24 protein-coding genes are annotated in these 23,715 nt (G+C 67.1%); 5 read left to right on the top strand and 19 right to left on the bottom strand.

Features of this window, described 5'->3' with window-relative positions:
- Nucleotides 1-2 precede the first annotated feature (2 nt).
- The 5 genes from xseA to H165_RS0102575 all read left to right on the top strand — a co-directional run bounded on the left by xseA (nucleotide 3) and on the right by H165_RS0102575 (nucleotide 6,363).
- Nucleotides 3-1,382, top strand: a complete 1,380-nt coding sequence (gene xseA / locus H165_RS0102595) for an exodeoxyribonuclease VII large subunit (RefSeq protein ID WP_017937346.1) — start codon at nucleotides 3-5, stop codon at nucleotides 1,380-1,382.
- A 16-nt stretch (nucleotides 1,383-1,398) separates the two neighbouring features.
- Nucleotides 1,399-2,217 (top strand): peptidoglycan DD-metalloendopeptidase family protein, encoded by an 819-nt coding sequence (locus H165_RS0102590; RefSeq protein WP_017937345.1) that lies wholly within the window; start codon nucleotides 1,399-1,401, stop codon nucleotides 2,215-2,217.
- Between the two features lie 191 nt (nucleotides 2,218-2,408).
- Entirely contained in the window at nucleotides 2,409-3,704 is a 1,296-nt protein-coding gene (locus H165_RS0102585) for a mechanosensitive ion channel family protein (RefSeq protein ID WP_017937344.1), read from the top strand.
- Between the two features lie 232 nt (nucleotides 3,705-3,936).
- The gene (gene leuA, locus H165_RS0102580; protein ID WP_017937343.1) at nucleotides 3,937-5,607 is read left to right on the top strand and encodes a 2-isopropylmalate synthase; all 1,671 of its coding nucleotides are present in this window, start codon (nucleotides 3,937-3,939) and stop codon (nucleotides 5,605-5,607) included.
- A gap of 126 nt (nucleotides 5,608-5,733) precedes the next feature.
- On the top strand, nucleotides 5,734-6,363 hold the full coding sequence (locus H165_RS0102575) for a DUF2238 domain-containing protein (protein WP_017937342.1): 630 nt from the start codon (nucleotides 5,734-5,736) through the stop codon (nucleotides 6,361-6,363).
- A 333-nt stretch (nucleotides 6,364-6,696) separates the two neighbouring features.
- Here the strand turns inward: H165_RS0102575 and H165_RS0102570 are convergent, their stop codons facing one another.
- The 19 genes from H165_RS0102570 to iscR all read right to left on the bottom strand — a co-directional run bounded on the left by H165_RS0102570 (nucleotide 6,697) and on the right by iscR (nucleotide 23,669).
- Entirely contained in the window at nucleotides 6,697-7,491 is a 795-nt protein-coding gene (locus H165_RS0102570; RefSeq protein WP_017937341.1) for an amidohydrolase, read from the bottom strand.
- Nucleotides 7,492-7,510: 19 nt separating this feature from the next.
- Nucleotides 7,511-8,659 (bottom strand): pyridoxal phosphate-dependent aminotransferase, encoded by a 1,149-nt coding sequence (locus H165_RS0102565; protein WP_017937340.1) that lies wholly within the window; start codon nucleotides 8,657-8,659, stop codon nucleotides 7,511-7,513.
- A gap of 95 nt (nucleotides 8,660-8,754) precedes the next feature.
- Complete coding sequence (gene der / locus H165_RS0102560; RefSeq protein ID WP_017937339.1) at nucleotides 8,755-10,230, bottom strand: ribosome biogenesis GTPase Der; 1,476 nt, start codon at nucleotides 10,228-10,230, stop codon at nucleotides 8,755-8,757.
- An 86-nt stretch (nucleotides 10,231-10,316) separates the two neighbouring features.
- Nucleotides 10,317-11,468, bottom strand: coding sequence for an outer membrane protein assembly factor BamB (gene bamB, locus H165_RS0102555; protein WP_040640566.1), 1,152 nt, complete (start codon nucleotides 11,466-11,468; stop codon nucleotides 10,317-10,319).
- The gene (locus H165_RS0102550) at nucleotides 11,461-12,102 is read right to left on the bottom strand and encodes a YfgM family protein (protein WP_017937337.1); all 642 of its coding nucleotides are present in this window, start codon (nucleotides 12,100-12,102) and stop codon (nucleotides 11,461-11,463) included. The genes bamB and H165_RS0102550 overlap by 8 nt, the downstream gene beginning before the upstream one ends.
- 24 nt (nucleotides 12,103-12,126) lie before the next feature.
- Entirely contained in the window at nucleotides 12,127-13,416 is a 1,290-nt protein-coding gene (gene hisS / locus H165_RS0102545; RefSeq protein ID WP_026146305.1) for a histidine--tRNA ligase, read from the bottom strand.
- Between the two features lie 19 nt (nucleotides 13,417-13,435).
- Nucleotides 13,436-14,548, bottom strand: a complete 1,113-nt coding sequence (gene ispG / locus H165_RS0102540) for a flavodoxin-dependent (E)-4-hydroxy-3-methylbut-2-enyl-diphosphate synthase (RefSeq protein WP_017937335.1) — start codon at nucleotides 14,546-14,548, stop codon at nucleotides 13,436-13,438.
- A gap of 3 nt (nucleotides 14,549-14,551) precedes the next feature.
- Complete coding sequence (locus tag H165_RS0102535; RefSeq protein ID WP_026146304.1) at nucleotides 14,552-15,610, bottom strand: RodZ domain-containing protein; 1,059 nt, start codon at nucleotides 15,608-15,610, stop codon at nucleotides 14,552-14,554.
- Complete coding sequence (pilW, locus tag H165_RS0102530; protein WP_026146303.1) at nucleotides 15,607-16,365, bottom strand: type IV pilus biogenesis/stability protein PilW; 759 nt, start codon at nucleotides 16,363-16,365, stop codon at nucleotides 15,607-15,609. Before pilW ends, H165_RS0102535 begins: the two co-directional genes overlap by 4 nt.
- A 13-nt stretch (nucleotides 16,366-16,378) precedes the next feature.
- On the bottom strand, nucleotides 16,379-17,524 hold the full coding sequence (rlmN, locus tag H165_RS0102525) for a dual-specificity RNA methyltransferase RlmN (RefSeq protein ID WP_017937332.1): 1,146 nt from the start codon (nucleotides 17,522-17,524) through the stop codon (nucleotides 16,379-16,381).
- Between the two features lie 25 nt (nucleotides 17,525-17,549).
- Entirely contained in the window at nucleotides 17,550-17,981 is a 432-nt protein-coding gene (gene ndk, locus H165_RS0102520; RefSeq protein ID WP_017937331.1) for a nucleoside-diphosphate kinase, read from the bottom strand.
- A gap of 167 nt (nucleotides 17,982-18,148) precedes the next feature.
- Nucleotides 18,149-18,346 (bottom strand): Fe-S cluster assembly protein IscX, encoded by a 198-nt coding sequence (gene iscX, locus H165_RS0102515; protein ID WP_017937330.1) that lies wholly within the window; start codon nucleotides 18,344-18,346, stop codon nucleotides 18,149-18,151.
- A gap of 11 nt (nucleotides 18,347-18,357) precedes the next feature.
- The gene (gene fdx, locus H165_RS0102510) at nucleotides 18,358-18,696 is read right to left on the bottom strand and encodes an ISC system 2Fe-2S type ferredoxin (protein WP_017937329.1); all 339 of its coding nucleotides are present in this window, start codon (nucleotides 18,694-18,696) and stop codon (nucleotides 18,358-18,360) included.
- A gap of 7 nt (nucleotides 18,697-18,703) precedes the next feature.
- Nucleotides 18,704-20,569, bottom strand: coding sequence for a Fe-S protein assembly chaperone HscA (hscA, locus tag H165_RS0102505; RefSeq protein ID WP_017937328.1), 1,866 nt, complete (start codon nucleotides 20,567-20,569; stop codon nucleotides 18,704-18,706).
- Nucleotides 20,570-20,611: 42 nt separating this feature from the next.
- Nucleotides 20,612-21,133, bottom strand: a complete 522-nt coding sequence (gene hscB, locus H165_RS0102500; protein ID WP_017937327.1) for a co-chaperone HscB — start codon at nucleotides 21,131-21,133, stop codon at nucleotides 20,612-20,614.
- 4 nt (nucleotides 21,134-21,137) lie between these two features.
- Nucleotides 21,138-21,461 carry an iron-sulfur cluster assembly protein IscA gene (gene iscA, locus H165_RS0102495; RefSeq protein WP_017937326.1) on the bottom strand — a complete coding sequence of 108 codons (324 nt, stop codon included), beginning with the start codon at nucleotides 21,459-21,461 and terminating at the stop codon, nucleotides 21,138-21,140.
- Nucleotides 21,462-21,492: 31 nt separating this feature from the next.
- A complete protein-coding gene (gene iscU / locus H165_RS0102490; RefSeq protein WP_017937325.1) occupies nucleotides 21,493-21,879 on the bottom strand; it encodes a Fe-S cluster assembly scaffold IscU in 387 nt (128 codons plus the stop codon).
- Between the two features lie 36 nt (nucleotides 21,880-21,915).
- A complete protein-coding gene (locus tag H165_RS0102485; RefSeq protein WP_026146302.1) occupies nucleotides 21,916-23,130 on the bottom strand; it encodes an IscS subfamily cysteine desulfurase in 1,215 nt (404 codons plus the stop codon).
- Nucleotides 23,131-23,159: 29 nt separating this feature from the next.
- Nucleotides 23,160-23,669, bottom strand: a complete 510-nt coding sequence (gene iscR / locus H165_RS0102480; protein WP_026146301.1) for a Fe-S cluster assembly transcriptional regulator IscR — start codon at nucleotides 23,667-23,669, stop codon at nucleotides 23,160-23,162.
- Nucleotides 23,670-23,715 lie beyond the last annotated feature (46 nt).

Genomic DNA, 23,715 nt, shown 5'->3' with positions numbered 1-23,715 from the left:
CGATGCTCAACGATCCCTTCGCCCGCCTCGGGCTGGACCGCGAGATCCTCAGCGTCAGCCAGCTCAACAACCGCGCCCGGCTGCTGCTGGAGGACGTGTTCGCCCAGGTGTGGGTCGAGGGGGAAATCTCCAACCTCGCCCGCCCGGCCTCCGGGCACGTCTACTTCACCCTCAAGGACAGCCAGGCCCAGGTGCGCTGCGCGCTGTTCCGGCAGAACGCCGCGCGGGTCCGTCAGGTGCTGCGCGACGGCCTGGCGGTGCGGGTGCGCGGCAAGGTCTCGCTGTTCGAGGGGCGCGGCGACTTCCAGCTGATCCTCGACAGCGTCGAGCCGGCCGGCGACGGCGCCCTGCGCCTGGCCTTCGAGGCGCTCAAGGAGAAGCTCGCCGCCGAGGGACTGTTCGCCACCGAACGCAAGCGCCCGCTGCCGGTCCATCCTCGGCGCGTCGGCATCGTCACCTCGCCCACCGGGGCGGTGATCCGCGACATCATCAGCGTGTTCCGCCGCCGCGCGCCCCAGGTGCACCTGACCCTGATCCCCACCGCGGTGCAGGGCCGCGAGGCCACTGCGCAGATCGTCCGCGCCCTTGAGCTGGCCGACGCCGGCGGCTTCGACGCGCTGATCCTGGCCCGTGGCGGCGGCTCCCTGGAGGACCTCTGGTGCTTCAACGAGGAGGCCGTGGCCCGCGCCGTGGCCGCCTGTAAGACGCCGATCGTCAGCGCGGTGGGCCACGAGACCGACGTGTCCATCTGCGACTTCGTCGCCGACGTGCGCGCCCCTACCCCCTCGGCCGCCGCCGAACTGCTCGCCCCGGACAGCACCGATCTGCAGCAGCGCCTGGACAGCCTGAAGCGCCGCCTGCTGCTGCGCATGCGCGACCAGTTGGCCCGCGAGCGCCTGCGCCTGGACAGCCTGGCCCGGCGCCTGCGCCATCCCGGCGAGCGCCTGCGCCAGCACGCGCAGCGCCTCGACGAGCTGGACCTACGCCTACGCCGCGCCTGGCAGTTGCGCCTGAACGCCCGCCACGAACAGCTGGCGCGCCTGGAGGCGCGGCTCGCCGCTCAGCACCCCGGGCGCCTGCTCGCCCTGCTGCGCCAGCGCCTGGAGGCCTTGGGCGAACGCCTGCCGCGGGCCATCCAGCTGCAACTGCGCCAGCAGCGCCAGCGCCTCGAGAACCTGGCCCAGGGCCTGCACCTGGTCAGCCCGCTGGCCACCCTGGGGCGCGGCTACAGCATCCTCCTCGACGAGCAGGGCCAGGCGATCCGCCGCGCCTCACAGACCCGCCCGGGGCAGAAGCTCGAGGCCCGGCTCGGCGAAGGCCGGCTGAGCCTGCGGGTCGAGGACAACCACCAGGACCCCGTGAATCTCTCCCTGCTCGACTGATCCCCGGAATCCCGCCATGCGCCTGCTCGCCCTGCTCCTGCTCTGCCTCGCCCTGCCCGTTCAGGCCGAAGGCTTCCTCACCCGCCTGCTCAACAAGCCGGTGCCCGGCGGCGTCGCCGTGGTGCCGCTGGGCGATGGTCCGCAAAGGCCCCAGGCGCGCTACCAGGGCAAGCCGGTGCTGGTGGTCAAGGAAGACGGCAAGCGCTGGATCGCCGTGGTCGGCATCCCCCTCAGCGTCAAGCCGGGGCGCCAGAGCCTGGAGGCGGACGGCCGAGAGCTGAGCTTCACGGTGGGCAGCAAGCGCTACAAGGAGCAGCACATCACCCTGAAGAACAAGGAGCAGGTCAACCCCAGCCCGGCCAACCTCAGGCGCATCGAGCGCGAGCTGGAGGAGCAGACCCGCGCCTATCGCACCTTCAGTCCCGGCACGCCGAGCAACCTGCTGTTCGACAAGCCGGTCAACGGCCCGTTGTCCAGCCGCTTCGGGGTACGCCGCTTCTTCAATGGCGAGGAGCGCAACCCCCACGCCGGGCTGGACTTCGCGGTGCCGGCAGGCACCCCCATCAAATCGCCGGCGGCCGGCAAGGTGATCCTGATCGGCGACTACTTCTTCAACGGCAAGACGGTATTCGTCGACCACGGCCAGGGACTGATCAGCATGTTCTGCCACCTGTCCAAGGTGGAGGTGCGGCTCGGCCAGCAGCTGCCTCGCGGCGGCGTGATCGGGCGGGTCGGCGCCACCGGCCGTGCTACCGGACCGCATATGCACTGGAACGTCAGCCTTAACGACGCGAGGGTCGATCCAGCGATCTTCATCGGTGCCTTCGAGCCCTGAGATCGCCCGGTCGGAGCCAATAAGCAACGATTCCATACGACGAACGGTCATACAAAACCTGTAAAGTCCGGGAGTCCGCCCGTGTGCGAGACGTCCCGAGGGCCCCGGCCTTGCCAGGGTGCCCGCTTCACCTGCGCGCATGCACCTGCCGGTGCCGCGCGTTGCCCCCTGCTCCACAAATGAGGATTGCCGTGAAAGCACAGTATCAAGCAGCCCTGGAATGGCTCGAACTGCACCCCGAACTCCATACCCTGATCAGCCTCGGCCTGCTGGTCCTGGTCGCCTGGATAGGCAACTGGGTGGTCAAACGCATCCTGGTGCGCGGTCTGTACCGTCTGCTGCAGGCCAGCCCCCTGGGGCAGGATCCGGAAATGAGCCGCTCCAAGATCATCGCCCGCCTGGCCAACATAGTCCCGGCGCTGATCCTCTCCTCCGGCATCGCCCTGGTGCCCGGCCTTCCCGAGGCCGCGGTGACCGTGGTGCGCAACGTCTGCAGCGCGTTCGTGGTGCTGACCATCGCCCTGGCGATCAGCGGCGTGCTGAACCTGGTCAACACTCTCTACATGCGCCGCCCCAACGCCCACCTGAAGCCCATCAAGGGCTACATACAGGTGGTCAAGATCGCCCTGTTCGCCATCACCGCGGTACTCATGGTGGCCATCCTCATCGACCGCTCGCCGCTGATCCTGCTCTCCGGCCTGGGCGCCATGGCCGCGGTGCTCATGCTGATCTTCCAGGACACCCTGCTGTCCCTGGTCGCCAGCGTGCAGATCACCTCCAACGACATCATCCGCGTCGGCGACTGGGTGGAGATGCCCCAGCTCAACGCCGACGGCGACGTGATCGACATCGCCCTGCACACCGTCAAGGTGCAGAACTGGGACATGACCATCACCACCATTCCCACCAAGCGCTTCATCACCGACCCCTTCAAGAACTGGCGCGGCATGCAGGAATCCGGCGGACGGCGCATCAAGCGCAGCCTGTACCTGGACCAGACCAGCGTGGCCTTCCTCACCCCCGAGCAGATCGAGCGCCTGCGCCACCTGCGTCTGCTGGACAGCTACCTGTCCGGCAAGCAGCACGAGCTGCAGGATTGGAACAGCCGCCTGGCCGAATACGCCCGCGACCCGGCCAACACCCGCCGGCTGACCAACCTGGGCACCTTCCGCGCCTACGTAGAGAACTATCTGCGCCAGAATCCGGACATCCGCCAGGACATGACACTGCTGGTGCGCCAGCTGTCCCCCACCGCGGACGGCCTGCCCCTGGAACTCTACTGCTTCACCGCCACCACTGCCTGGGCCCGCTACGAAGCCATCCAGTCGGACATCTTCGACCACCTGCTGGCAATCCTCCCGGAATTCGGCCTGCGGGTGTTCCAGCACCCCAGCGGAGCGGACATGCGTGGCCTTGGCCAGCGACTGCTTCAGGGTCCGGAAAGCCTGCGCAATCATCGGCAAGAGGCAGCCGAAATCACGCAATAAATTTCGCTAGAAACCACCATTTCGGTGGTTTCTACCAATTTTCAGGAAATACTTGCCAGCTTCTACCGCAAGGCTTAGGGTTTGCGTCATGCAAAACGCGCAAACCCTCTTCCTGCTGCGGCAGCACGTCTGCCTGACCCTGGTCAGCCTCCGACTGCGGTGCTGAACGCACACTCGCCGCCATCGCCGACTGTCCCCGGGCTCCAGGCCCGACGAATTCAGGATTTTTCCCATGAGCATGCTGAAAGACCCCTCGAAGAAATACCGCCCGTTCACCCCGGTCCACCTGCCCGACCGTACCTGGCCGGACAAGATCATCGACAAGGCGCCGATCTGGCTGTCCACCGACCTGCGCGACGGCAACCAGTCGCTGATCGAGCCGATGGACGCCGAGAAGAAGCTGCGCTTCTTCAAGTGCCTGGTGGCCGTGGGCCTGAAGGAGATCGAGGTGGGCTTCCCCTCCGCCTCGCAGACCGACTTCGACTTCGTCCGCGAGCTGATCGAGGGCAACCACATTCCCGACGACGTGACCATCCAGGTGCTGACCCAGGCCCGCGACGACCTGATCGAGCGCACCTTCGAGTCGCTGAAAGGCGCCAAGCGTGCCATCGTCCACTACTACAACGCCTGCGCGCCGACCTTCCGCAAGATCGTCTTCAACCAGGACAAGGAAGGCGTGAAGGCCATCGCCGTGGCCGCCGGCAAGACCATCAAGCGCCTGGCCGAGGCCGCGCCGGAAACCCAGTGGGGCTTCGAGTACTCGCCTGAGGTGTTCAGCAGCACCGAGACGGACTTCGCCGTCGAGGTCTGCAACGCAGTGATCGACGTGTTCCAGCCGACCCCGGAGAGCAAGCTGATCCTCAACCTGCCGGCGACCATCGAGTGCGCCACGCCGAACAACTACGCCGATCAGGTGGAGTGGTTCTGCCGCCACGTGAACAAGCGCGACAGCGTGATCATCAGCGTGCACACCCACAACGACCGCGGCACCGGCGTGGCTGCCTCCGAGCTGGCGGTGATGGCCGGCGCGGACCGCGTGGAAGGCTGCCTGTTCGGCAACGGCGAGCGCACCGGCAACGTCTGCCTGGTGACCCTGGCGCTGAACCTCTACACCCAGGGCGTGGATCCCAAGCTGGACTTCTCCGACATCGACGGCGTGCGCAAGGTGGTCGAGGAATGCAACCAGCTGCCGGTGCATCCGCGCCATCCGTACGTTGGCGATCTGGTCCACACCGCCTTCTCCGGCTCGCATCAGGACGCCATCCGCAAGGGCTTCGCCCAGCAGAAAGAGGATGCCATCTGGGAAGTGCCCTACCTGCCGATCGACCCGGCCGACATCGGCCGCAGCTACGAGGCGGTGATCCGCGTCAACAGCCAGTCCGGCAAGGGCGGCATCACCTTCCTGCTCGAGCAGGAATACGGCATCAGCCTGCCGCGGCGCACCCAGATCGAGTTCAGTCAGGTGGTGCAGCGCGAGACCGACCGTCTGGGCCTGGAGATGACCGCCCAGCAGATCTACGAACTGCTGGAGAACGAGTACCTGAAGGCCACTTCGCCGTATGCGCTGAAGAGCCATCGCCTGCAGGAGGAGAACGGCACCAGCGCGGTGGACGTGGAAGTCGTGGTCGACGGCCAGCTGCAGCGCTGGCACGGTACCGGCAACGGTCCGCTGGAGGCCTTGGTGGCCGCCCTGCCGCTGCAGGTGGAGATCATGGACTACCACGAGCACGCCATCGGCGCCGGCACCACCGCCAAGGCCGCGGCCTTCGTGGAGCTGCGCGTCAACGGCAGCCGGCCGCTGCACGGCATCGGCATCGACGAGAACCTGACCACGGCGACCTTCCGCGCCCTGTTCAGCGCCCTCAATCGTGCCGTCGGCCAGGCCAAGGCCGAAGCAGCCTGACCGGCATCTGACGTCACCCCAAACGCCCCGGCAACGCCGGGGCGTTTTTCGTTCGGCAGCCGGCATGGACGCCGCCCGCCGCCAAGGGCTAAGGTGACGCTGCAATGTCCTCCTGCGGAGAACCGGATGCGCCGTACGCCGCTGCATGCCACCCTAGCCCTGATCGTCCTCGCCGCCTTGCTGGTCTCCGGCATCGCCCCTTACGACCGCGCCACCTGGTGGCTGGAAGTATCCCCGGTGCTGCTCGCCGCCCCAGTGCTGCTGGCCAGCTACCGGCGCTTCCCACTCAGCGACCTCCTCTACTGGCTGATCGCCCTGCATTGCCTGGTGCTGATCCTCGGCGGCGCCTACACCTACGCGCGGGTGCCGGCCGGCTTCTGGGTCCAGGAACTGCTGGACTTGTCGCGCAACCCCTACGACAAGCTCGGCCACCTCATGCAGGGCCTGGTGCCGACGCTGATCGCCCGGGAGATTCTCCTGCGCGGCGGCTTCGTCGCCCCCGGGCGGATGCTGGCCTTCCTGTCGCTGTGCGTGGCGATGGCCATCAGCGCGGTCTACGAGCTGATCGAATGGGCAGTGGCACTGATCGCCGGTGGCGGGGCCGTCGATTTCCTCGGTACCCAGGGCGATCCCTGGGACACCCAATCCGACATGTTCTGCGCGCTGCTCGGCGCCAGCTGTGCGCTGCTGTGCCTCACCCGCCTGCAGGACCGGCAGATCGCCGCACTGCAGGCCGAGCGCCGTCCGGAGGACTAGCCGTCCCGCCAGCCCATCCCTGCCGCCCCTATCCGCTTCGCCGAGGCGGAGATGGCAGCCTGCCTCAGCTCGTAGGGTCGGCACCGGCAGGCGGGCGATGCATAGGGCAACGATCAAGCACTTCGGCACGCCGAACGAGGTCCGGGAAATTCCCAAGGGCGCCTGGAGCTGATCAGCATCGGCGGCGTCACCGTGGGCCTGGCTATCTTCGAGCCCGGCTGGCGCTGGTACAGCTCGGCGCAGCCGAGCTGCCGGCACCGGGAGCTGCGAGGCGCCGCCTGCTCACGTCAAGGCAACGACGGACGGCCCCGGGCCTGGTAGAGACTGACCAGCTCAGACCTTCAGCTCGAACTCGTCGGCATCCCGGTAGGCCGGGAAGCGCATGCGGAACCTGGCCAGCGCCTGAGCCGAGAGGCTGACCTGGAACACCCCCTCGGCATCGCCGGCGGCCAGCAGGCTGTCGCCCAGGAAGTCGAGCACCTGGCTGTCCCCGGCATGCGGGTAGCCATTGCCGTCGGCGCCGATGCGGTTCACCGCGGCCACATAGCAGAGATTCTCGATGCCTCGCGCAGGCAGCAGGCGGTTCCACTGGTTGCGCCGCGCCGCCGGCCAGCTGGCGATGTACAGCAGCAGATCGGTGTGGTGCGGGTCGCGACTCCACACCGGGAAGCGCAGGTCGTAGCAGACCAGCGGGCGCACCTGCCAGCCCTTGACTTCCAGCAGCACCCGCTCGCTGCCGGCCGCGTAGTGCTCGTGCTCGCCGGCCATGCGGAACAGGTGGCGCTTGTCGTAGTGCGCGCAGCTGCCGTCCGGACGCGCCCAGTACAGGCGGTTGCGGTAGCTGCCGTCGGCGGCGCGGGTGATCACGCTGCCCACCACCACGGCATCCAGGCGCGCCGCTTGCTCCAGCATCCAGGCGCGGCTCGGCCCCTGCTCTTCCTCGGCCAGGGCCGCGGCATCCATGGAGAAGCCGGTGCTGAACATCTCCGGCAGTATCACCAGGTCGGCGCCCCTGGCCTGCTCCAGCAGGCGGGCGAAATGGGCATGGCTGGCCGCCGGGTCCTGCCAGACCGGGGCGGTCTGCACCAGGGCCAGGCGAAGGTCGGGCAAGGTCGTCAGGTCACGCATGGCTGGTCTCCGCGAATGCTCACACCAGGCACAGCCGTTCGGCGGCCTGGCGCAGGGTGTCCTCGCGCTTGGCGAAGCAGAAGCGCACCAGGCGCAGTTCCCTGGGCGGTTCCTGATAGAACACCGACACCGGGATGGCCGCTACGCCGTGCTCGCGGGTCAGCCACTCGGCCATGGCCACATCGTCCAGATCGGGACGGATCGCCGAGTAGTCGGCCAATTGGAAGTAGGTGCCGGCGGCGCGCCGGAAGCGGAAGCGCGAGCCGGCCAGCAGGTCGCAGAACAGGTCGCGCTTGCGCTGGTAGAAGGCCGGCAACTCGGCGATGTGCTCGGGGTGCTCGGCCATGAAGTCGGCCAGGGCATGCTGCAGCGGGGTCACGCCGCAGAAGGTCACGTATTGGTGGATCTTGCGCAACTCGGCGGACAGCGCCGGCGGCGCCACCACATAGCCGGTCTTCCAGCCGGTGACGTGGTAGGTCTTGCCGAAGGAGCTGACCACGAAGGCCCGCTGGTAGAGCTCCTCGTGGGCCAGCACGCTTGCGTGGGCCACGCCGTCGTAGACCAGGTGCTCGTAGACCTCGTCGCTGATGACGTAGATGTCGCGGTCGCGGATCAGCGCCGCCAGACGGTCCAGGCCCTCGCGGGCGATCAGCGCGCCGCTGGGGTTGTGCGGCGAGTTGAGGAAGATCAGCCGGGTGCGCGGGCCGATGGCATCGGCCAGGCGCTGCCAGTCGATGGCGAAGTCCGGCAGGGACAGGGGCACGTGCACGCAGCGCCCGCCGGCCAGCTCCACCGAGGGCTCGTAGCTGTCGTAGCAGGGGTCGAGGACGATGGCCTCGTCGCCAGCGCGGATCAGCGCCTGCACCGCGCAGAAGATCGCCTCGGTGGCGCCGGGGACGATGGTCACCTCGCTGTCGGCATCCACCTCCCGGCCGTAGAGGCCCCGGATCTTCGCCGCCACCTGCTGGCGCAGCGCCGGTAGACCGGTCATGGGCGCGTACTGGTTGTGCCCAGCGGCGATGTGCCGGCTCACCGCCTCGCGCAGCGGCGCCGGGCTGTCGAAATCGGGAAAGCCCTGTGAGAGGTTCAGCGCGCCCACCTCGGCGGCCAGTTGGGACATGCGGGTGAAGATGGTGGTGCCGACGTTGGGCAGCTTGCTGGCAAGCATGGCGCGCTCCTGATAGCCAGAGGGGATGCCCAGGCTACGGGCCACAGGCGGCAGACAAGGACGCGGCGGTCCCGGCCTGCGGCCCGTAGCGCGGGCTACTTGCGTTTGTCCTTGCGCTTCTTCTCGGCCTTCTTGTGGAAGGCCATGAGCCGGCGCTTCTTGTTCACCTGCCGCTCGGTGAGCTTGTTCTTCTTGCCCTCGTAGGGGTTCTCGCCGCCCTTGTACTCGATGCGGATCGGCGTGCCCACCAGCTTGAGCACCCGGCGGAAGGTGTTCTCCAAGTAGCGCGTGTAGGACTTGGGCACCTCGTCCACCTGATTGCCGTGGATGACGATCAGGGGCGGGTTGGCACCGCCCAGGTGGGCGTAGCGCAGCTTGATGCGCCGACCGTTGACCAGCGGCGGCTGGTGCTCCTGCACGGCGTCCTCGAGGATGCGGGTCAAGCGGCTGGTGGGCCAGCGGGTCACCGCCGAGCGGAAGGCCTCCTGCACCGACTTGTAGAGGTGGCCGACGCCGGTGCCGTGCAACGCGGAGATGAAGTGGATGTCGGCGAAATCAACGAACAGCAGGCGGCGCTGCAGCTCGTTCTTCACGTACTCCTTCTCGCGCTGCTCCATGCCGTCCCACTTGTTCAGGGCGATCACCAGGGCGCGACCGGTCTCCAGCACGAAGCCGAGCAGGTTGAGGTCGTGCTCCACCACCCCCTCGCGGGCGTCCATTACGAAGATCACCACGTTGGCGTCCTGGATGGCCTGCAGGGTCTTGACCACCGAGAACTTCTCCACTGCCTCGAAGATCTTGCCGCGCCGGCGCACACCGGCGGTGTCGATCAGGGTGTACTTCTCGCCGTTGCGCTCGAAGGGGATGTAGATGCTGTCACGGGTGGTGCCGGCCTGGTCGTAGACGATCACCCGCTCCTCGCCGAGCATGCGGTTGACCAGGGTGGACTTGCCGACATTGGGCCGGCCGATCACCGCGATCTTGACCCCGTCGCGCTCGCTGGGCCCGGGGATGCGCTTGGCCTCCTCACCCTCCGCTACGTGCTCTTCGGCCTCGCCCTCCTCCGACTCGCCCTCGTCCTTCGGGAAGGCCCCCAGCACGTCCTGGAGCAGCGGGTTGAGACCGCGGCCGTGGGCGGCGGCAATGGGATAGGTGTCGCCAAGGCCGAGTGGGCTGAATTCAGCGCGGGCGATGTCCGGGTCCACGGTGTCCACCTTGTTGGCCACCAGGAAGCTGCGCTTGTTGCGCTTGCGCAGGTGCTCGGCGATCAGTTGGTCGGCGGCGGTCAGGCCGGCACGCGAGTCGACCAAGAACAGCACCGCATCGGCTTCCTCGATGGCCTGCAGGGACTGCTCAGCCATCTTGGCATCGATGCCTTCCTCGTCGCCGGAGATGCCGCCGGTATCGATGACGATGTAGGTACGGCCCTGCCACTTGGCCTCGCCGTACTGGCGGTCACGGGTCAGGCCGGCGTACTCGGCGACGATGGCATTCCGGGTCTTGGTCAGACGGTTGAAGAGCGTCGACTTGCCCACATTGGGACGGCCCACCAGGGCGATTACCGGAACCATGAGGCTCCTCCAGTACTTGCAGAACTTGCAGAAAACACAACGGCCGCTGCCGGGGATACGGCAGCGGCCGGACAGTTGGCACCAGCTTAGCGGATGGTCAGGGCGACCAGTTTCCCGCCGTTGCCGTAGGCGTACAGCCAGTCGCCGACCACCACCGGACGGGCGCGCAGGCCGGCGCTGTCGATGCGCTTGCGCGCCACGAAGCGGCCATCCACCTGGCTGAGCAAGTGCAGGTAGCCTTCCAGATCGCCGAACGCCACGTAGCTGGAGAGCACCTCCGGCGCGGAGAGCTGGCGACGGGCCAGGGCATCGTTGCTCCAGAGCACCGAGGCGGAGCGCTCGTCGATGCTCTCGATGGCCCCGCTGGCGGCGCTCACGTAGACGTTGCCGAAGCCTTCCGCCACGCCGGCGTAGCTGGACGCTTCACGCTGCCAGAGGATGCGCCCGGAATCCAGGTCCAGCCCGGCGACGCGCCCCTGATAGGTCACCACGTAGACGGTGTTGCCGGAGAGCAGCAGACCGCCGTCGATGTCGACGATGCGGTCCAGCTCGGAACGCCCCTGCGGTATGGCCACGCGCTGCTCCCAGACCGGCAGGCCGCGCTGGGTGTCGACGGCGATCACCTTGCCGGTGGACAGCCCGGCGATGGCCAGGCGGCTGGTCAGCAGCGGCGAGCTGGTGCCGCGCAGGGTCAGCACCGCCGGGGTGTTGTCGTACACCCAGCGCTGGCTGCCGTCGCTGGCCTCCAGGGCGATCAGCCGGTCGTCCTGGGTCTGCACCACCACCACGTCACCGTTGGTCGCCGGGGGTGCCAGCACCTCGCTGGTCACCCGGGCACGCCACTTCTCGTCGCCCGTGCCGGCATCCAGGGCGATCACCTCGCCGCGCAGGGTGCCGAGCAACACCAGGCCGTAGCCGGCCCCCACCGCACCGGACACCGGGCGGTCGAGATCCTGGGACCAGAGCACCTTGCCGGTCAGCCGGTCCATGGCCTTGACCACGCCGTTGACGTCGGCGGCAAAGATGCGCTCGCCGTCCACCGCCGGCACCAGCACGTTCCAGGTCTCGCCCTGGCCGTCGCCGATGGAGCGGCTCCATTCGGTCTTCAGCTCGACTTCCGCGGTGAAGTCGGGCAGCTCGGCCGGTGGCAGCTCCTTCTTGCTATCGCTGCTGCAACCCGCGGCCAGTACGGCGCAGGCCAGCAATGCGGCATATTTCCATCGCTTCACGTCAGGCATCCCCTTTCGCCAAGTCGTCGAGCTTCATTTGCAGCGCCCCTACGGCGGCATCCTCGGCCATCGCCGCCTTGGCCTGCTCGTAGGCTGCACGCGCCTCGTCGCTACGGCCCAGCTTGGCCAGCAGGTCGCCACGCAGTTCCAGACGACTGGCCTGGAAGGCGGCCGGACCCTGGCCGTCGAGCAGCTTGAGGGCCTCCTCGGTCTTGTCCTGGGCGGAGAGTACCCGCGCCAGACGCTGGCGGGCCAGCTCGCCGAGGGTTTCGTTGACCGGTTTGGCGACCACAGGCTGCAGTTCGGCGGCAGCGTCGTCCAGCTTGCCGGCCTCCACCGCCACCTTGGCCACGAACAGGCTGGCGTACTGGGCATAGGCGGTATTGCCGTAGTCGCTCTTCAACTTGCCGGCCAGCTCGCTGACCTTGGCCACGTCGGGCTTGTCGGAGGCACCGAGGGTGGTTTCCAGCAGCTGCTGATAGAGCGCCGAGGCCGCCTGGGCCTGGTTGGTCTGGTACTTCTGCCAGGCCTCCCAGCCGAACACCGCGGCCAGCGCCAGGACGCCCCCGGTCAGCAGGGGTTTGCCGTTGCGCTTCCACCAGTCCTGGATCAGCGCAAGCTGTTCTTCTTCGGTACGCGACACCCCAATACTCCTTTCAGTCAATGCTCACGCCTGGGACAGGCGGCTCGCCAGGTGCTCGGCCAGGGCCGACCAGGCGATCTCTTGTTGTTCACCCTGGCCGCGCAGGGGTTTGAAACCTATCACTTGTCGGGCCAGTTCGTCTTCACCCAGCACCAGAGCGAACAGTGCCGCGCTGCGGTCGGCCTTCTTCAACTGGGTCTTGAAGTTGCCGCCGCCGGCGTTGACCTGCAGACGCAGCCCCGGCAGCTGGTCGCGCAGCTGCTCGGCGAGGCGGATGGCGGCCAGCTCGGCGGCCTCGCCCAGGGTACAGAAGTAGACGTCGATCTGCCGGGCGATTTCCGCCGGCACCAAGTTCAAGGTCTCCAGCAGCAGGATCAGCCGCTCGATGCCCATGGCGAAGCCGACCCCCGGGGTCGGCCGGCCGCCCATCTGCTCCACCAGACCGTCGTAGCGACCGCCGGCGCACACGGTGCCCTGGGCGCCGAGCTTGTCGGTCACCCATTCGAACACCGTCTTGCTGTAGTAGTCGAGGCCACGCACCAGCTTGGGATTGACCACGTAGCGGATGCCCAGGGCGTCCAGGCGCGCCTTGAGGCCCTCGAAGTGGGCGCGGGATTCGTCGTCCAGGTAGTCGCTGAGTTTGGGCGCGTCCACCAGCAGGGCCTGGGTTTCCGGCACCTTGCTGTCGAGGATGCGCAGCGGGTTGCTGCCCAGGCGGCGCTGGCTGTCTTCGTCCAGTTGCTCCTTGCGCGCCTCCAGATAGGTCACCAGAGCCTCGCGGTAGCGGGCGCGGGACTCGCTGGTACCCAGGCTGTTCAGCTCCAGGGTCACCGCGTCACGCAGGCCGAGGCGCTGCCAGAGGCGCCAGGTCAGGGCGATCAGCTCGGCGTCGATGTCCGGACCAGCGAGATTGAAGACCTCCACGCCAATCTGGTGGAACTGCCGGTAGCGACCCTTCTGCGGGCGCTCGTAGCGGAACATCGGGCCGATGTACCAGAGCTTCTGCACCTGGCCGTTGTTGGACAGGCCGTGCTCGAGCACCGCGCGCACGCAGCTGGCGGTGCCTTCAGGACGCAGGGTCAGGGAGTCGCCGTTGCGGTCGTCGAAGGTGTACATCTCCTTCTCGACGATGTCGGTGACCTCGCCGATGGAGCGCTTGAACAGCTCGGTGACCTCGACGATCGGCATGCGGATCTGCCGGTAGCCGTACTCGTCCAGCAGGCTCGCGACCACGCCTTCGAAATAGCGCCAGAGCGGCGTCTGCTCCGGCAGGATGTCATTCATGCCACGGATGGCTTGCAACGATTTGCTCACGAAAAATCCTTAGGGAATCTCAACTGCGGGCGATCACCGCGGCCTCGGCCGCGGCTCTCTCGGCGGCCTTCTCGCGGATCAGGCGCTCCAGCTCGTCCACCAGATTGCTGTTGGTCAGCTTCTGCGCCGGCTTGCCGTCGATGTAAACCAGGTTGTTCGGGGTGCCGCCGGTCAGGCCGATGTGCGCCTCCTTGGCCTCTCCGGGACCATTGACCACGCAGCCGATCACCGCCACGTCCATGGGCACCAGCAGGTCCTCCAGGCGGCTCTCCAGCTCGTTCATGGTCTTGACCACGTCGAAGTTCTGCCGCGAGCAGCTCGGGCAGGCGATGAAGTTGATGCCGCGGGAACGTAGGTGCAGGGATTTGAGGATGTCATAGCCGACCTTGACCTCCTCGACTGGATCGGCGGCCAGGGAGATGCGGATGGTGTCGCCGATTCCCTCGGCCAGCAGCATGCCCAGGCCCACCGCCGACTTCACGGTGCCGGAGCGCAGCCCGCCAGCCTCGGTGATGCCCAGGTGCAGGGGCTGCTCGATCTGCCCGGCGAGTAGGCGGTAGGCCTCCACCGCCATGAACACGTCGGAGGCCTTCACGCTGACCTTGAAATCCTGGAAGTCCAGACGGTCCAGGTGCTCCACGTGGCGCAGCGCGGACTCCACCAGGGCCTGCGGGGTGGGCTCGCCGTACTTCTTCTGCAGGTCCTTCTCCAGGGAGCCGGCGTTGACCCCGATGCGGATCGGGATGCCCTTGTCGCGGGCGGCGTCCACTACCGCGCGGACCCGGTCCTCGCGGCCGATGTTGCCGGGGTTGATGCGCAGACAATCGACGCCCAGCTCGGCCACCCGCAGGGCGATCTGGTAGTCGAAGTGGATGTCGGCGACCAGCGGCACACGGACCTGCCGCTTGATCTGGCCGAACGCCTCGGCGGCGTCCATGTCCGGCACCGATACGCGCACGATGTCGGCGCCGGCGGCTTCCAGACGCTGGATCTGCGCCACGGTGGCGGCCACGTCATGGGTGTCGGTGTTGGTCATGCTCTGCACCGAGATGGGCGCATCGCCGCCGACCGGGACCGAGCCGACCCAAATCTTGCGGGAGACTCGGCGCTTGATGGGAGATTCACCGTGCATGGCTCATTGCCCCACTTTCAGGCGGGCAGTCTCGCCACTGATGTGGGGCGTCACGTCCACTGCCTGGCCGTTGTAACTCAACTGGGCGCCGCGGGCGTAGCCGAGGCGCACTTCCATCGGGACCTTGCCGGTCAGTTCGACGCGCTCGCCGGAACGTTTCAGACCGCTGACCAGCACCTTGCCGCTGGCATCGGTGATCTGGATCCAGCAGTCGGCGGTGAAGCCGAGGCTCACCACGCCCTCACCGGCCGCGGGCGTCGGTGCAGAGGTGGCGGCCACCGGCGGTTGGGCCGGTTGCTGAACCGTCTGCGCGGGAGCGGGCTGTTCAGTCGCGGCAACGGACGGCGCAGGCACGGCAGGGGGTTCCGGGGCCGCCGGAGCCTCACCGGCTGGAGCGGCCGGGGTCGTGCTCGCCGGGGCGACGGCAGCCTGCGACGCGGCGGCCTGGGCGGCCACCGGCGGGCTTTCCGGCTCCGGCTGGGCGGCCACCGCCGGCGATACCTCGCTCGGCACCACCTGGCCCTCTTCCCGGGCATTGGCCACCGCCTGGTCTTCCGGCTCGTCGAGCGGGTGGATCTGCACGGTGCCGTCGGCGCTTTCCACCTCGACATGCTCCAGGGCCACCTGATCCTGCTCGCCACGCCCATCCGACTGGCTCTGCCACCAGACGAAGCCGACCCCGGCCAGGCCGACCAGCAGGGCGAAACTGACCATGCGCAGCAGGTTCTGCGACAGGCGCACCGGCTGGTCGACGCGGCCCAGATCATGCACCTCGCTGCCCGAGGCGTCGGTACCGGTGAACTGGTCGAACTGACGCACCATGGTGTCGGCGTCCAGGCCCAGCAGCTTGGCGTAGGCGCGCACGTAGCCGCGGGCGAAGGTGTGGCCCGGCAGCTTGTCGAACTCGCCCGCCTCCAGCTGGGTGAGGCGCTGGTTGGTGAGGTTCAGCTGGGCGGCCACCTGGGCCAGGCTCCAGCCCCTGGCTTCGCGGGCCTGGCGCAGGCTCTCGCCCGGATTGCCGCTAGCCGTCGCCACGTCCTCGGTATGCACCGCTTTCATCATTGCTCCGACAGGTATTGCTGATATTCCGGCGTACCGGGGTAGAGTCGTTTCAGTTGCAGCCCGAGGCTGGCGGCCTTGTCACGATCATCGAAGATCTTCGCCAGGCGGATGCCCAGCAGCAGGCTGCGGGAATTCTGCTCGCTGACCTCGCTGAAGCGCTCGTAGTAGCTGCGCGCCGGCACGTATTCCCCGCGCTCGTAGGCCAGGAGCGCGAGCTCCAGCAGGGAGCGCGGCTGGCGGCGGTTCAGGCGCAGGGCGCGCTCGAAGTACTGACGGGCCTGCTCGCGGTCGTTCATCTTGAGGGCGGTCATGCCCAAGTTCTCGAACACCCAGGAGCGCTCGGAATAGAGGTTGTCCTCGGAAGCCAGGCGGAACTGTTCGAGGGCCTCCGGGTAGCGCCCCTGCTCGAACAGGAAGCTGCCGTAGTTGTTGCGCACCCGGGTATCCCGGGGATCGATGCTCAGCGCACGACGGAAGTGCTGGTCGGCCAGCTGCGGCTCCAGCTCGACCTGGAACACCAGGCCCAGCGCGGCATGGGCGTCGACGCTGGAGGGATCGAGCTCCAGGGCCTTCTTCAGCGGCACCTTGGCCTTGCCGGTCTCACCCTGCCGCAGATAACCGAGCCCCAGCTGGATGTAAGCGTCCCGTGCCTCGGTACGCCCCTTTTCGGTTTTCAGCGGATCGACGTTCCCAGAGCTCACACAACCAGCCAGCAAAGCGGCGAACAGCAGGAAAAGCGCAGGGCGCAGGGTCATGAACATCCTCTCTTCAGGTTCGACTCGCGGCAGAGCGCGGCGCATCCGCCTCGCCGTTCAGTTGCCGCACGGCGATGTAGCGCTCGCTACGGCGCGTACGGTCCATCACCTGCCCGACCAGTTGGCCGCAGGCGGCGTCGATGTCGTCGCCGCGGGTGGTACGCACGGTGACGTTGAAGCCGGCGTGATGGAGCAGGTCCTGGAATCGGCGTATGGCATTGTTGCTGGGTCGCTCATACCCCGAGTGAGGAAAAGGATTAAAGGGAATCAGATTGATTTTGCAAGGAAAATCCTTGAGCAATGCGGTCAGCTGCGCAGCATGCTCGGGCTGGTCGTTGACGTCCTTGAGCAGGGTGTACTCGACGGTCAGCGAGCGCTTCTCGCCGAGCCGGTCGATGTAGCGTCGGCAGGCGTCCAGCACCACGGCCAGCGGGTATTTCTTGTTGATCGGCACCAGCTTGTTGCGCAGCTCGTCGTTCGGCGCGTGCAGCGACAGGGCCAAGGCCACGTCGGTGACCTCACCGAGCTTGTCGATCATCGGCGCCACGCCGGAGGTGGAAAGGGTCACCTTGCGCTTGGAGATGCCGTAGCCGAGGTCGTCCATCATGATGGTCATGGCGGCGACCACGTTGTCGAAGTTCAGCAGCGGCTCGCCCATGCCCATCATCACCACGTTGGTGATGGCACGGTCGGCCTTGCCGGGCACGGTGCCGAAGGATTTGTTGGCCAGCCACACCTGGCCGATGATCTCGGCGGCGGTCAGGTCGCTGTTGAAGCCCTGCTTGCCGGTGGAGCAGAAGCTGCAGTCCAGAGCGCAGCCGGCCTGGGAGGACACGCACAGGGTACCGCGGCCGTTCTGCGGGATGTACACGGTTTCCACGCAGCTGCCGGAGGCGACGCGCACCACCCACTTGCGGGTGCCGTCGCTGGAGATGCTCTGGCTGACCACTTCCGGGCCGCGGATCTCGGCACAGGCCTTGAGCTTCTCGCGCAAGGCCTTGCCGATGTTGGTCATGGCATCGAAGTCATCGACGCCGAAGTGGTGAATCCATTTCATCACCTGACCGGCGCGGAAACGCTTTTCCCCGATGGACTCGAAGAAAGCTTCCAGTTGCGGCTGGGTCAACCCCAGCAGATTGGTCTTGGCAACCTCGTTCATGGATTCACCCTCGCCTTCCACTACCTTAGCGAATGCGCTCGCACAGCTCGGTGGCGGAGAAGAAGTAGGCGATCTCGCGGGCCGCGGAGGCCTCGGAGTCGGAACCGTGTACGGCGTTCTCGTCGATGGACACGGCGAAATCGGCGCGGATGGTGCCCGGAGCCGCTTCCTTCGGGTTGGTGGCGCCCATCAGCTCGCGGTTCTTGGCGATGGCGTTCTCGCCTTCCAGAACCTGGACGATGACCGGGCCGGAGGTCATGAAGGCCACCAGGTCCTTGAAGAAGCCGCGTTCCTTGTGCTCGGCGTAGAAGCCGGCAGCCTCGCGCTCGGACAGCTGGACCATCTTGGCCGCGACGACGCGCAGGCCGGCCTTTTCGAAACGGCTGATGATCTCGCCGATCACGTTCTTGGCGACGGCATCGGGCTTGATGATGGAAAGAGTGCGTTGAACAGCCATGAGAAGCTCCAGAGGGATTGGAAGTAAAGCGAAAAAGTAAACCCGCGAATTATACGCGGGTTACGGATGGGCAGCCAGCAACGGCGAACGCCGGGCTGCCGGTCGGGGATGCCGCGGGCGGCTCGACGGCAAGGCGCGCCCGCCCGAACGCAGCGCCCGAAGGCGGCTCAGGCCTCTTCGATCCAGGCGGCCTGGATAGCTTCGAGCACCTTCTCGCCGCCGCGCTGCGGGTCGTCGGAAAACTCCGGCAGCTCCAGGACCCAGCGATGCAGATCGACGAAATTCACGTAGCGCGGATCGACCTCCGGCTTGCGCTCGGCCAGCTGGATGGCGATTTCCTGCACGTCGGTCCACTTCAGCGTCATGGCAGGCCCCCTCAATGCCCTTCGGATACCTGGTTGATGGTGTACTTGGGAATCTCGACGACCAGATCCTCGTCGGCCACCACGGCCTGACAGGACAGCCGCGAGGTGGGCTCCAGGCCCCAGGCTTTGTCGAGCATGTCGTCCTCCAGCTCGTCGGAGGGTTCCAGCGACTCGAAGCCCTCGCGGACCACCACGTGGCAGGTGGTGCAGGCACAAGATTTCTCGCAGGCATGCTCGATTTCGATGCCGTTGCGCAGGGCGGCGTCCAGGATGGATTCGCCGGGTTGCGCTTCGATCACCGCGCCTTCGGGACAGTGTTCGGCATGTGGCAGAAAGACGATCTGCGGCATTCTTCGGTCATTCCTCGAGTTCGTTGAGCCGGCGTCCGGCAAGGGCCGCCTTGATGCTGGCGTCCATCCGCCGTGCGGCAAAGGCGTCGGTGATTTGGGTCAGGCGCTTGATCTGCCGCTCTATGGCATGGGCATCCTCGCCAGCCGCCAGCGCGCGCAGCTCGTCCATGGCGGCGAGGATGGCCAGGCGCTCATCTTCGCCGAGCAGGCGCTCACCGTCGGCATCCAGGGCCGATTGTACCGCCTCGAGCAGACGCTGGGCCTCCACCTGCTGCTCGCGCAGGGCACGCGCAGCCTTGTCGCCGCCGGCGTGCTGGAAGGAGTCCTGGAGCATGCGGGCGATCTCGCCGTCGGTCAGCCCGTAGGACGGCTTGACCTGGATGCTCGCCTCCACCCCGGAGCTCAGCTCGCGGGCGGATACGCTGAGCAGGCCGTCGGCGTCCACCTGGAAGGTCACGCGGATCTTCGCCGCACCGGCGACCATCGGCGGGATACCGCGCAGCTCGAAGCGCGCCAGCGAGCGGCAGTCGCTGACCAGCTCGCGCTCGCCCTGCAGCACGTGGATCATCATCGCCGTCTGACCGTCCTTGTAGGTGGTGAAGTCCTGGGCACGGGCCACCGGGATGGTGGTGTTGCGCGGGATGATCTTCTCCATCAGGCCGCCCATGGTCTCCAGGCCCAGGGATAGCGGGATCACGTCGAGCAGCAGCAGCTCGTCGCCGGCGCCGCGCTTGTTGCCGGCCAGGGTGTCGGCCTGGATGGCGGCGCCGATAGCCACCACCTGGTCGGGATCGATGTCGGTCAGCGGGGTTCGGCCGAACAGCTCGCCCACCGCTTCGCGGACCCGCGGCACGCGGGTCGAGCCGCCGACCATGACCACCGCCTCGACCTCTTCCAGCTCGATGCCGGCGTCGCGCACCGCGCGGCGGCAGGCCTTGAGGCTGCGCGCCAGCATCGGCTCGATCAGCGCGTCGAAGATGTCCCGGCTCAGGGTGCCGCGCCAGTCGCCGTGGACCACTTCCACGCTGTCCGCGTTGGTCAGGGCTTCCTTGGCGGCGCAGGCGGCCTGCAACAGCTGGCGCTGGGCGGCCGGATCCAGGTCGCGGGACAGCCCGGCCTGATCGATGATCCAGGCGGCCACCGCGTGGTCGAAATCGTCGCCGCCCAGGGCGCTGTCGCCGCCGGTGGCCAGCACCTCGAAGACCCCGCGGGTCAGGCGCAGGATGGAAATGTCGAAGGTGCCGCCACCCAGGTCGTAGATGGCCACCACGCCCTCGGCCTGCTGGTCGAGGCCATAGGCCACCGCCGCGGCGGTCGGTTCGTTGAGCAGGCGCAGCACGTTGAGGCCGGCCAGGCGCGCGGCATCCTTGGTAGCCTGGCGCTGGGCATCGTCGAAGTAGGCGGGCACGGTGATCACCGCACCGACCAGCTCACCGCCCAAGGTGGCCTCGGCACGCTCGCGCAGCACGCGAAGGATCTCCGCGGAAACCTCCACCGGGCTCTTCGGCCCCTGCACGGTCTGGATGAAGGGCATGTGCGACTCGCCCTCGACGAAACGGTACGGCAGGTGCTCGCCCAGGTGGCTGACATCCTCGACACCCCGCCCCATCAGGCGCTTGACCGACAGCACGGTGTTCAGCGGGTCGCTGGCGGCAGCCGCCTTGGCGGCTTGGCCGACTTCGACGCGGTCGGCGTGATAGCGCACCGCGGAGGGCAGGATCACCCGTCCTTCGGCGTCGGGAAGCGGCTCGGCCAGGCCGCTGCGCACGGCAGCGACCAGCGAATTGGTAGTACCCAGGTCGATGCCCACCGCCAGACGGCGCTGGTGTGGCTTGGGGCTCTGCCCGGGCTCGGCGATCTGCAATAGGGCCATGGTGCTCTGCTAATCAGATGCGCGGCGCGGGCCGCGCGGCGGTTAATCGTCGAGGCGCTCTTCGAGGATGCGCACTTCGTGGGCCAGCTTGTCGAGGAACTGCATGCGGCGGACCAGCCGCTCGGCCTCCTCGCGCCGCGCCGGGTCGTTCCAGCATTCGGCGAAACGCTCGTCCAGCTCGTTCTGTGCGCCCTTCAGGCGCTGCTTGAAGGCAGCCACGCCATCCAGGTCGGCGCTGTCCTGCAGCTCTTCCAGCTCCTCGCGCCAGTGCATCTGCTGGAGCAGGAACTCGGGGTCCTGCACCGTCGCCTCCAGCGGCAGTGCCTCGCCGCTCAGCGACAGCAGGTACAGAGCCCGGCGCGGCGCGCTGCGGAGCGTCTGGTAGGCCTCGTTCAGTTGCGCCGACTGTTCCAGCGCCAGGCGCTGCTCGCGCTCGCTGGCGTGGGCGAAGCGGTCGGGATGCACGGCCTTGGCCAGCTCGCGGTAACGCGCCGCGAGCTGAGCGAGATCCACTCGGAAGTCGGGTTGCAGGCCGAACAGGGCGAAATGACAGGGACTGCCCATGGCCTCAGACGTTGAAGCTTTCGCCGCAGCCGCACTCGCTGCGCACGTTGGGGTTGTTGAACTTGAAACCCTCGTTGAGGCCTTCGCGCACGAAATCCAGCTCGGTGCCGTCAAGGTAGACCAGGCTCTTCGGGTCGATGAACACCTTCACGCCATGACTCTCGAACACCTGATCCTCGGCCGTCAGTTCGTCGACGAACTCGAGCACGTAGGCCAGCCCGGAACAGCCAGTGGTGCGCACGCCCAGACGGATGCCCTCGCCCTTTCCGCGCCCCTCCAGGGAGCGACGGACATGGTTCGCGGCTGCTTCGGTCATGGTGATGGCCATAGCAACGACTCCTTAAACGTCAGGCGTGGCTTCAGAGCAAACCTTTCTTCTGCTTGTAGTCGCGCACGGCCGCCTTGATGGCGTCCTCGGCGAGCACCGAGCAGTGGATCTTCACTGGCGGCAAGGCCAGCTCCTCGGCAAGCTGGGTGTTCTTGATGGCCTCGGCCTCCTCCAGGGTCTTGCCCTTCATCCATTCGGTAGCAAGGGAGCTGGAGGCGATCGCCGAACCGCAGCCGTAGGTCTTGAACTTGGCGTCTTCGATCACGCCCTGCTCATTGACCTTGATCTGCAGGCGCATCACGTCACCGCAGGCCGGTGCGCCGACCATGCCGGTGCCAACGTTGGGGTCATTGGCATCAAGCTTGCCAACGTTGCGGGGATTCTCGTAATGGTCAATGACCTTGTCACTGTAAGCCATGGTGCAACTCCTCTAGGATCACGTGCGGGCGGCGTCTTAGTGCGCCTGCCATTCGACCTGGTTCAGGTCGATGCCCTCTTTGTACATATCCCACAGCGGGGAAAGTTCGCGCAGCTTGGCCACCGCCTGACGCACCTTCTGCGCGGCGTAGTCCACCTCTTCCTCGGTGGTGAAGCGACCGAAGGTGAAGCGGATGGAGCTGTGGGCCAGCTCGTCGTTGCGTCCCAGGGCGCGCAGCACGTAGGACGGCTCCAGGGAGGCGGAGGTACAGGCGGACCCGGAGGACACCGCCAGATCCTTGAGCGCCATGATCAGCGACTCGCCCTCCACGTAGTTGAAGCTGAGGTTCAGGTTGTGCGGCACGCGCTGGCTCATGCTGCCGTTGACGTACAGCTCCTCGATGTCCTCGACCTGCTTGAGGAATCGGTCGCGCAGGGCCTGCACATGGGCACGGTCCTTGGCCATCTCTTCTTTGGCGATGCGGTAGGCCTCACCCATGCCGACGATCTGGTGGGTCGCCAGGGTGCCGGAACGCATGCCACGCTCGTGACCGCCGCCGTGCATCTGGGCCTCCAGGCGCACGCGCGGCTTGCGGCGCACGTAGAGGGCGCCGATGCCTTTCGGGCCGTAGGTCTTGTGGGCGGAGAAGGACATCAGGTCGACCTTCATCTTCTCCAGGTCAATCTCCACCTTGCCGGTGGCCTGGGCGGCGTCCACGTGGAACAGAACGCCGCGGGCGCGGGTGATCTCGCCGATGGCGGCGATGTCGTTGACGGTACCGATCTCGTTGTTGACGTGCATGATCGACACCAGGATGGTGTCATCGCGCAGCGCGGCCTCGACCATCGCCGGAGTGATGATGCCATCCTCGCCCGGCTCCAGGTAGGTGACCTCGAAACCCTCGCGCTCCAGCTGCCGGCAGGTGTCCAGCACCGCCTTGTGCTCGATCTTCGAGGTGACGATGTGCTTGCCCTTGGTCGCGTAGAAGTGCGCGACGCCCTTGATGGCCAGGTTGTCGGACTCGGTGGCACCGGAGGTCCAGACGATCTCGCGGGGGTCGGCGTTTACCAGGTCGGCCACCTGACGGCGGGCATTCTCCACCGCCTCCTCGGCGCGCCAGCCGAACACGTGGGAGCGCGACGCCGGATTGCCGAAATTGCCGTCCAGGGTCAGGCATTCGCACATCTTCTGCGCCACCCGGGGGTCAACCGGCGTCGTCGCGGAGTAATCGAGGTAGATCGGCAATCTCATTACAACTCTCCTATCAGGCTGGCGCTCGCTCATTCGACGGCGGACGCTTCAATCTTGTCCAGGCGCGGCGCCGACGCATGGCCATTCGGCTGGGGATGGCAATGGCGCTGATCCTGACGCTGGGCGACTTCCTGGACCTCACGACGGGCCACCAGGTCGCCCAGACTGATACCGCTCAGAAACTCGTGGATCTGCTCGCTGAGATCGCACCACAGGTGGTGGGTCAGGCAGGTATCACCGCCGTGGCAGTCCCCCATGCCCTGACAACGGGTGGCATCCACGGACTCGTTGACCGCATCGATGACCTGGGCCACCTGGATGCCCCGCATGTCCCGGGACAGCTGATAGCCGCCCCCGGGGCCACGCACGCTGGAAACCAGGTTGCTGCGACGCAGCTTGGCGAACAGCTGCTCCAGATAGGACAGGGAGATCCCCTGACGCTCGGAAATGTCAGCCAGGGACACCGGACCGTTCTGGGCATGCAGCGCCAGATCGAGCATCGCGGTCACAGCGTACCGGCCCTTTGTGGTCAATCGCATGGCTAGTTACCGGCAGGTCTCAGACTCGATCCGAGTATCCTATTTC

Source organism: Pseudomonas thermotolerans DSM 14292 (assembly GCF_000364625.1).
Classification (GTDB): domain Bacteria; phylum Pseudomonadota; class Gammaproteobacteria; order Pseudomonadales; family Pseudomonadaceae; genus Aquipseudomonas; species Aquipseudomonas thermotolerans.
The sequence above is the reverse complement of the archived record's forward strand: the minus strand, read 5'-3'. Positions and strand labels throughout refer to the sequence as shown.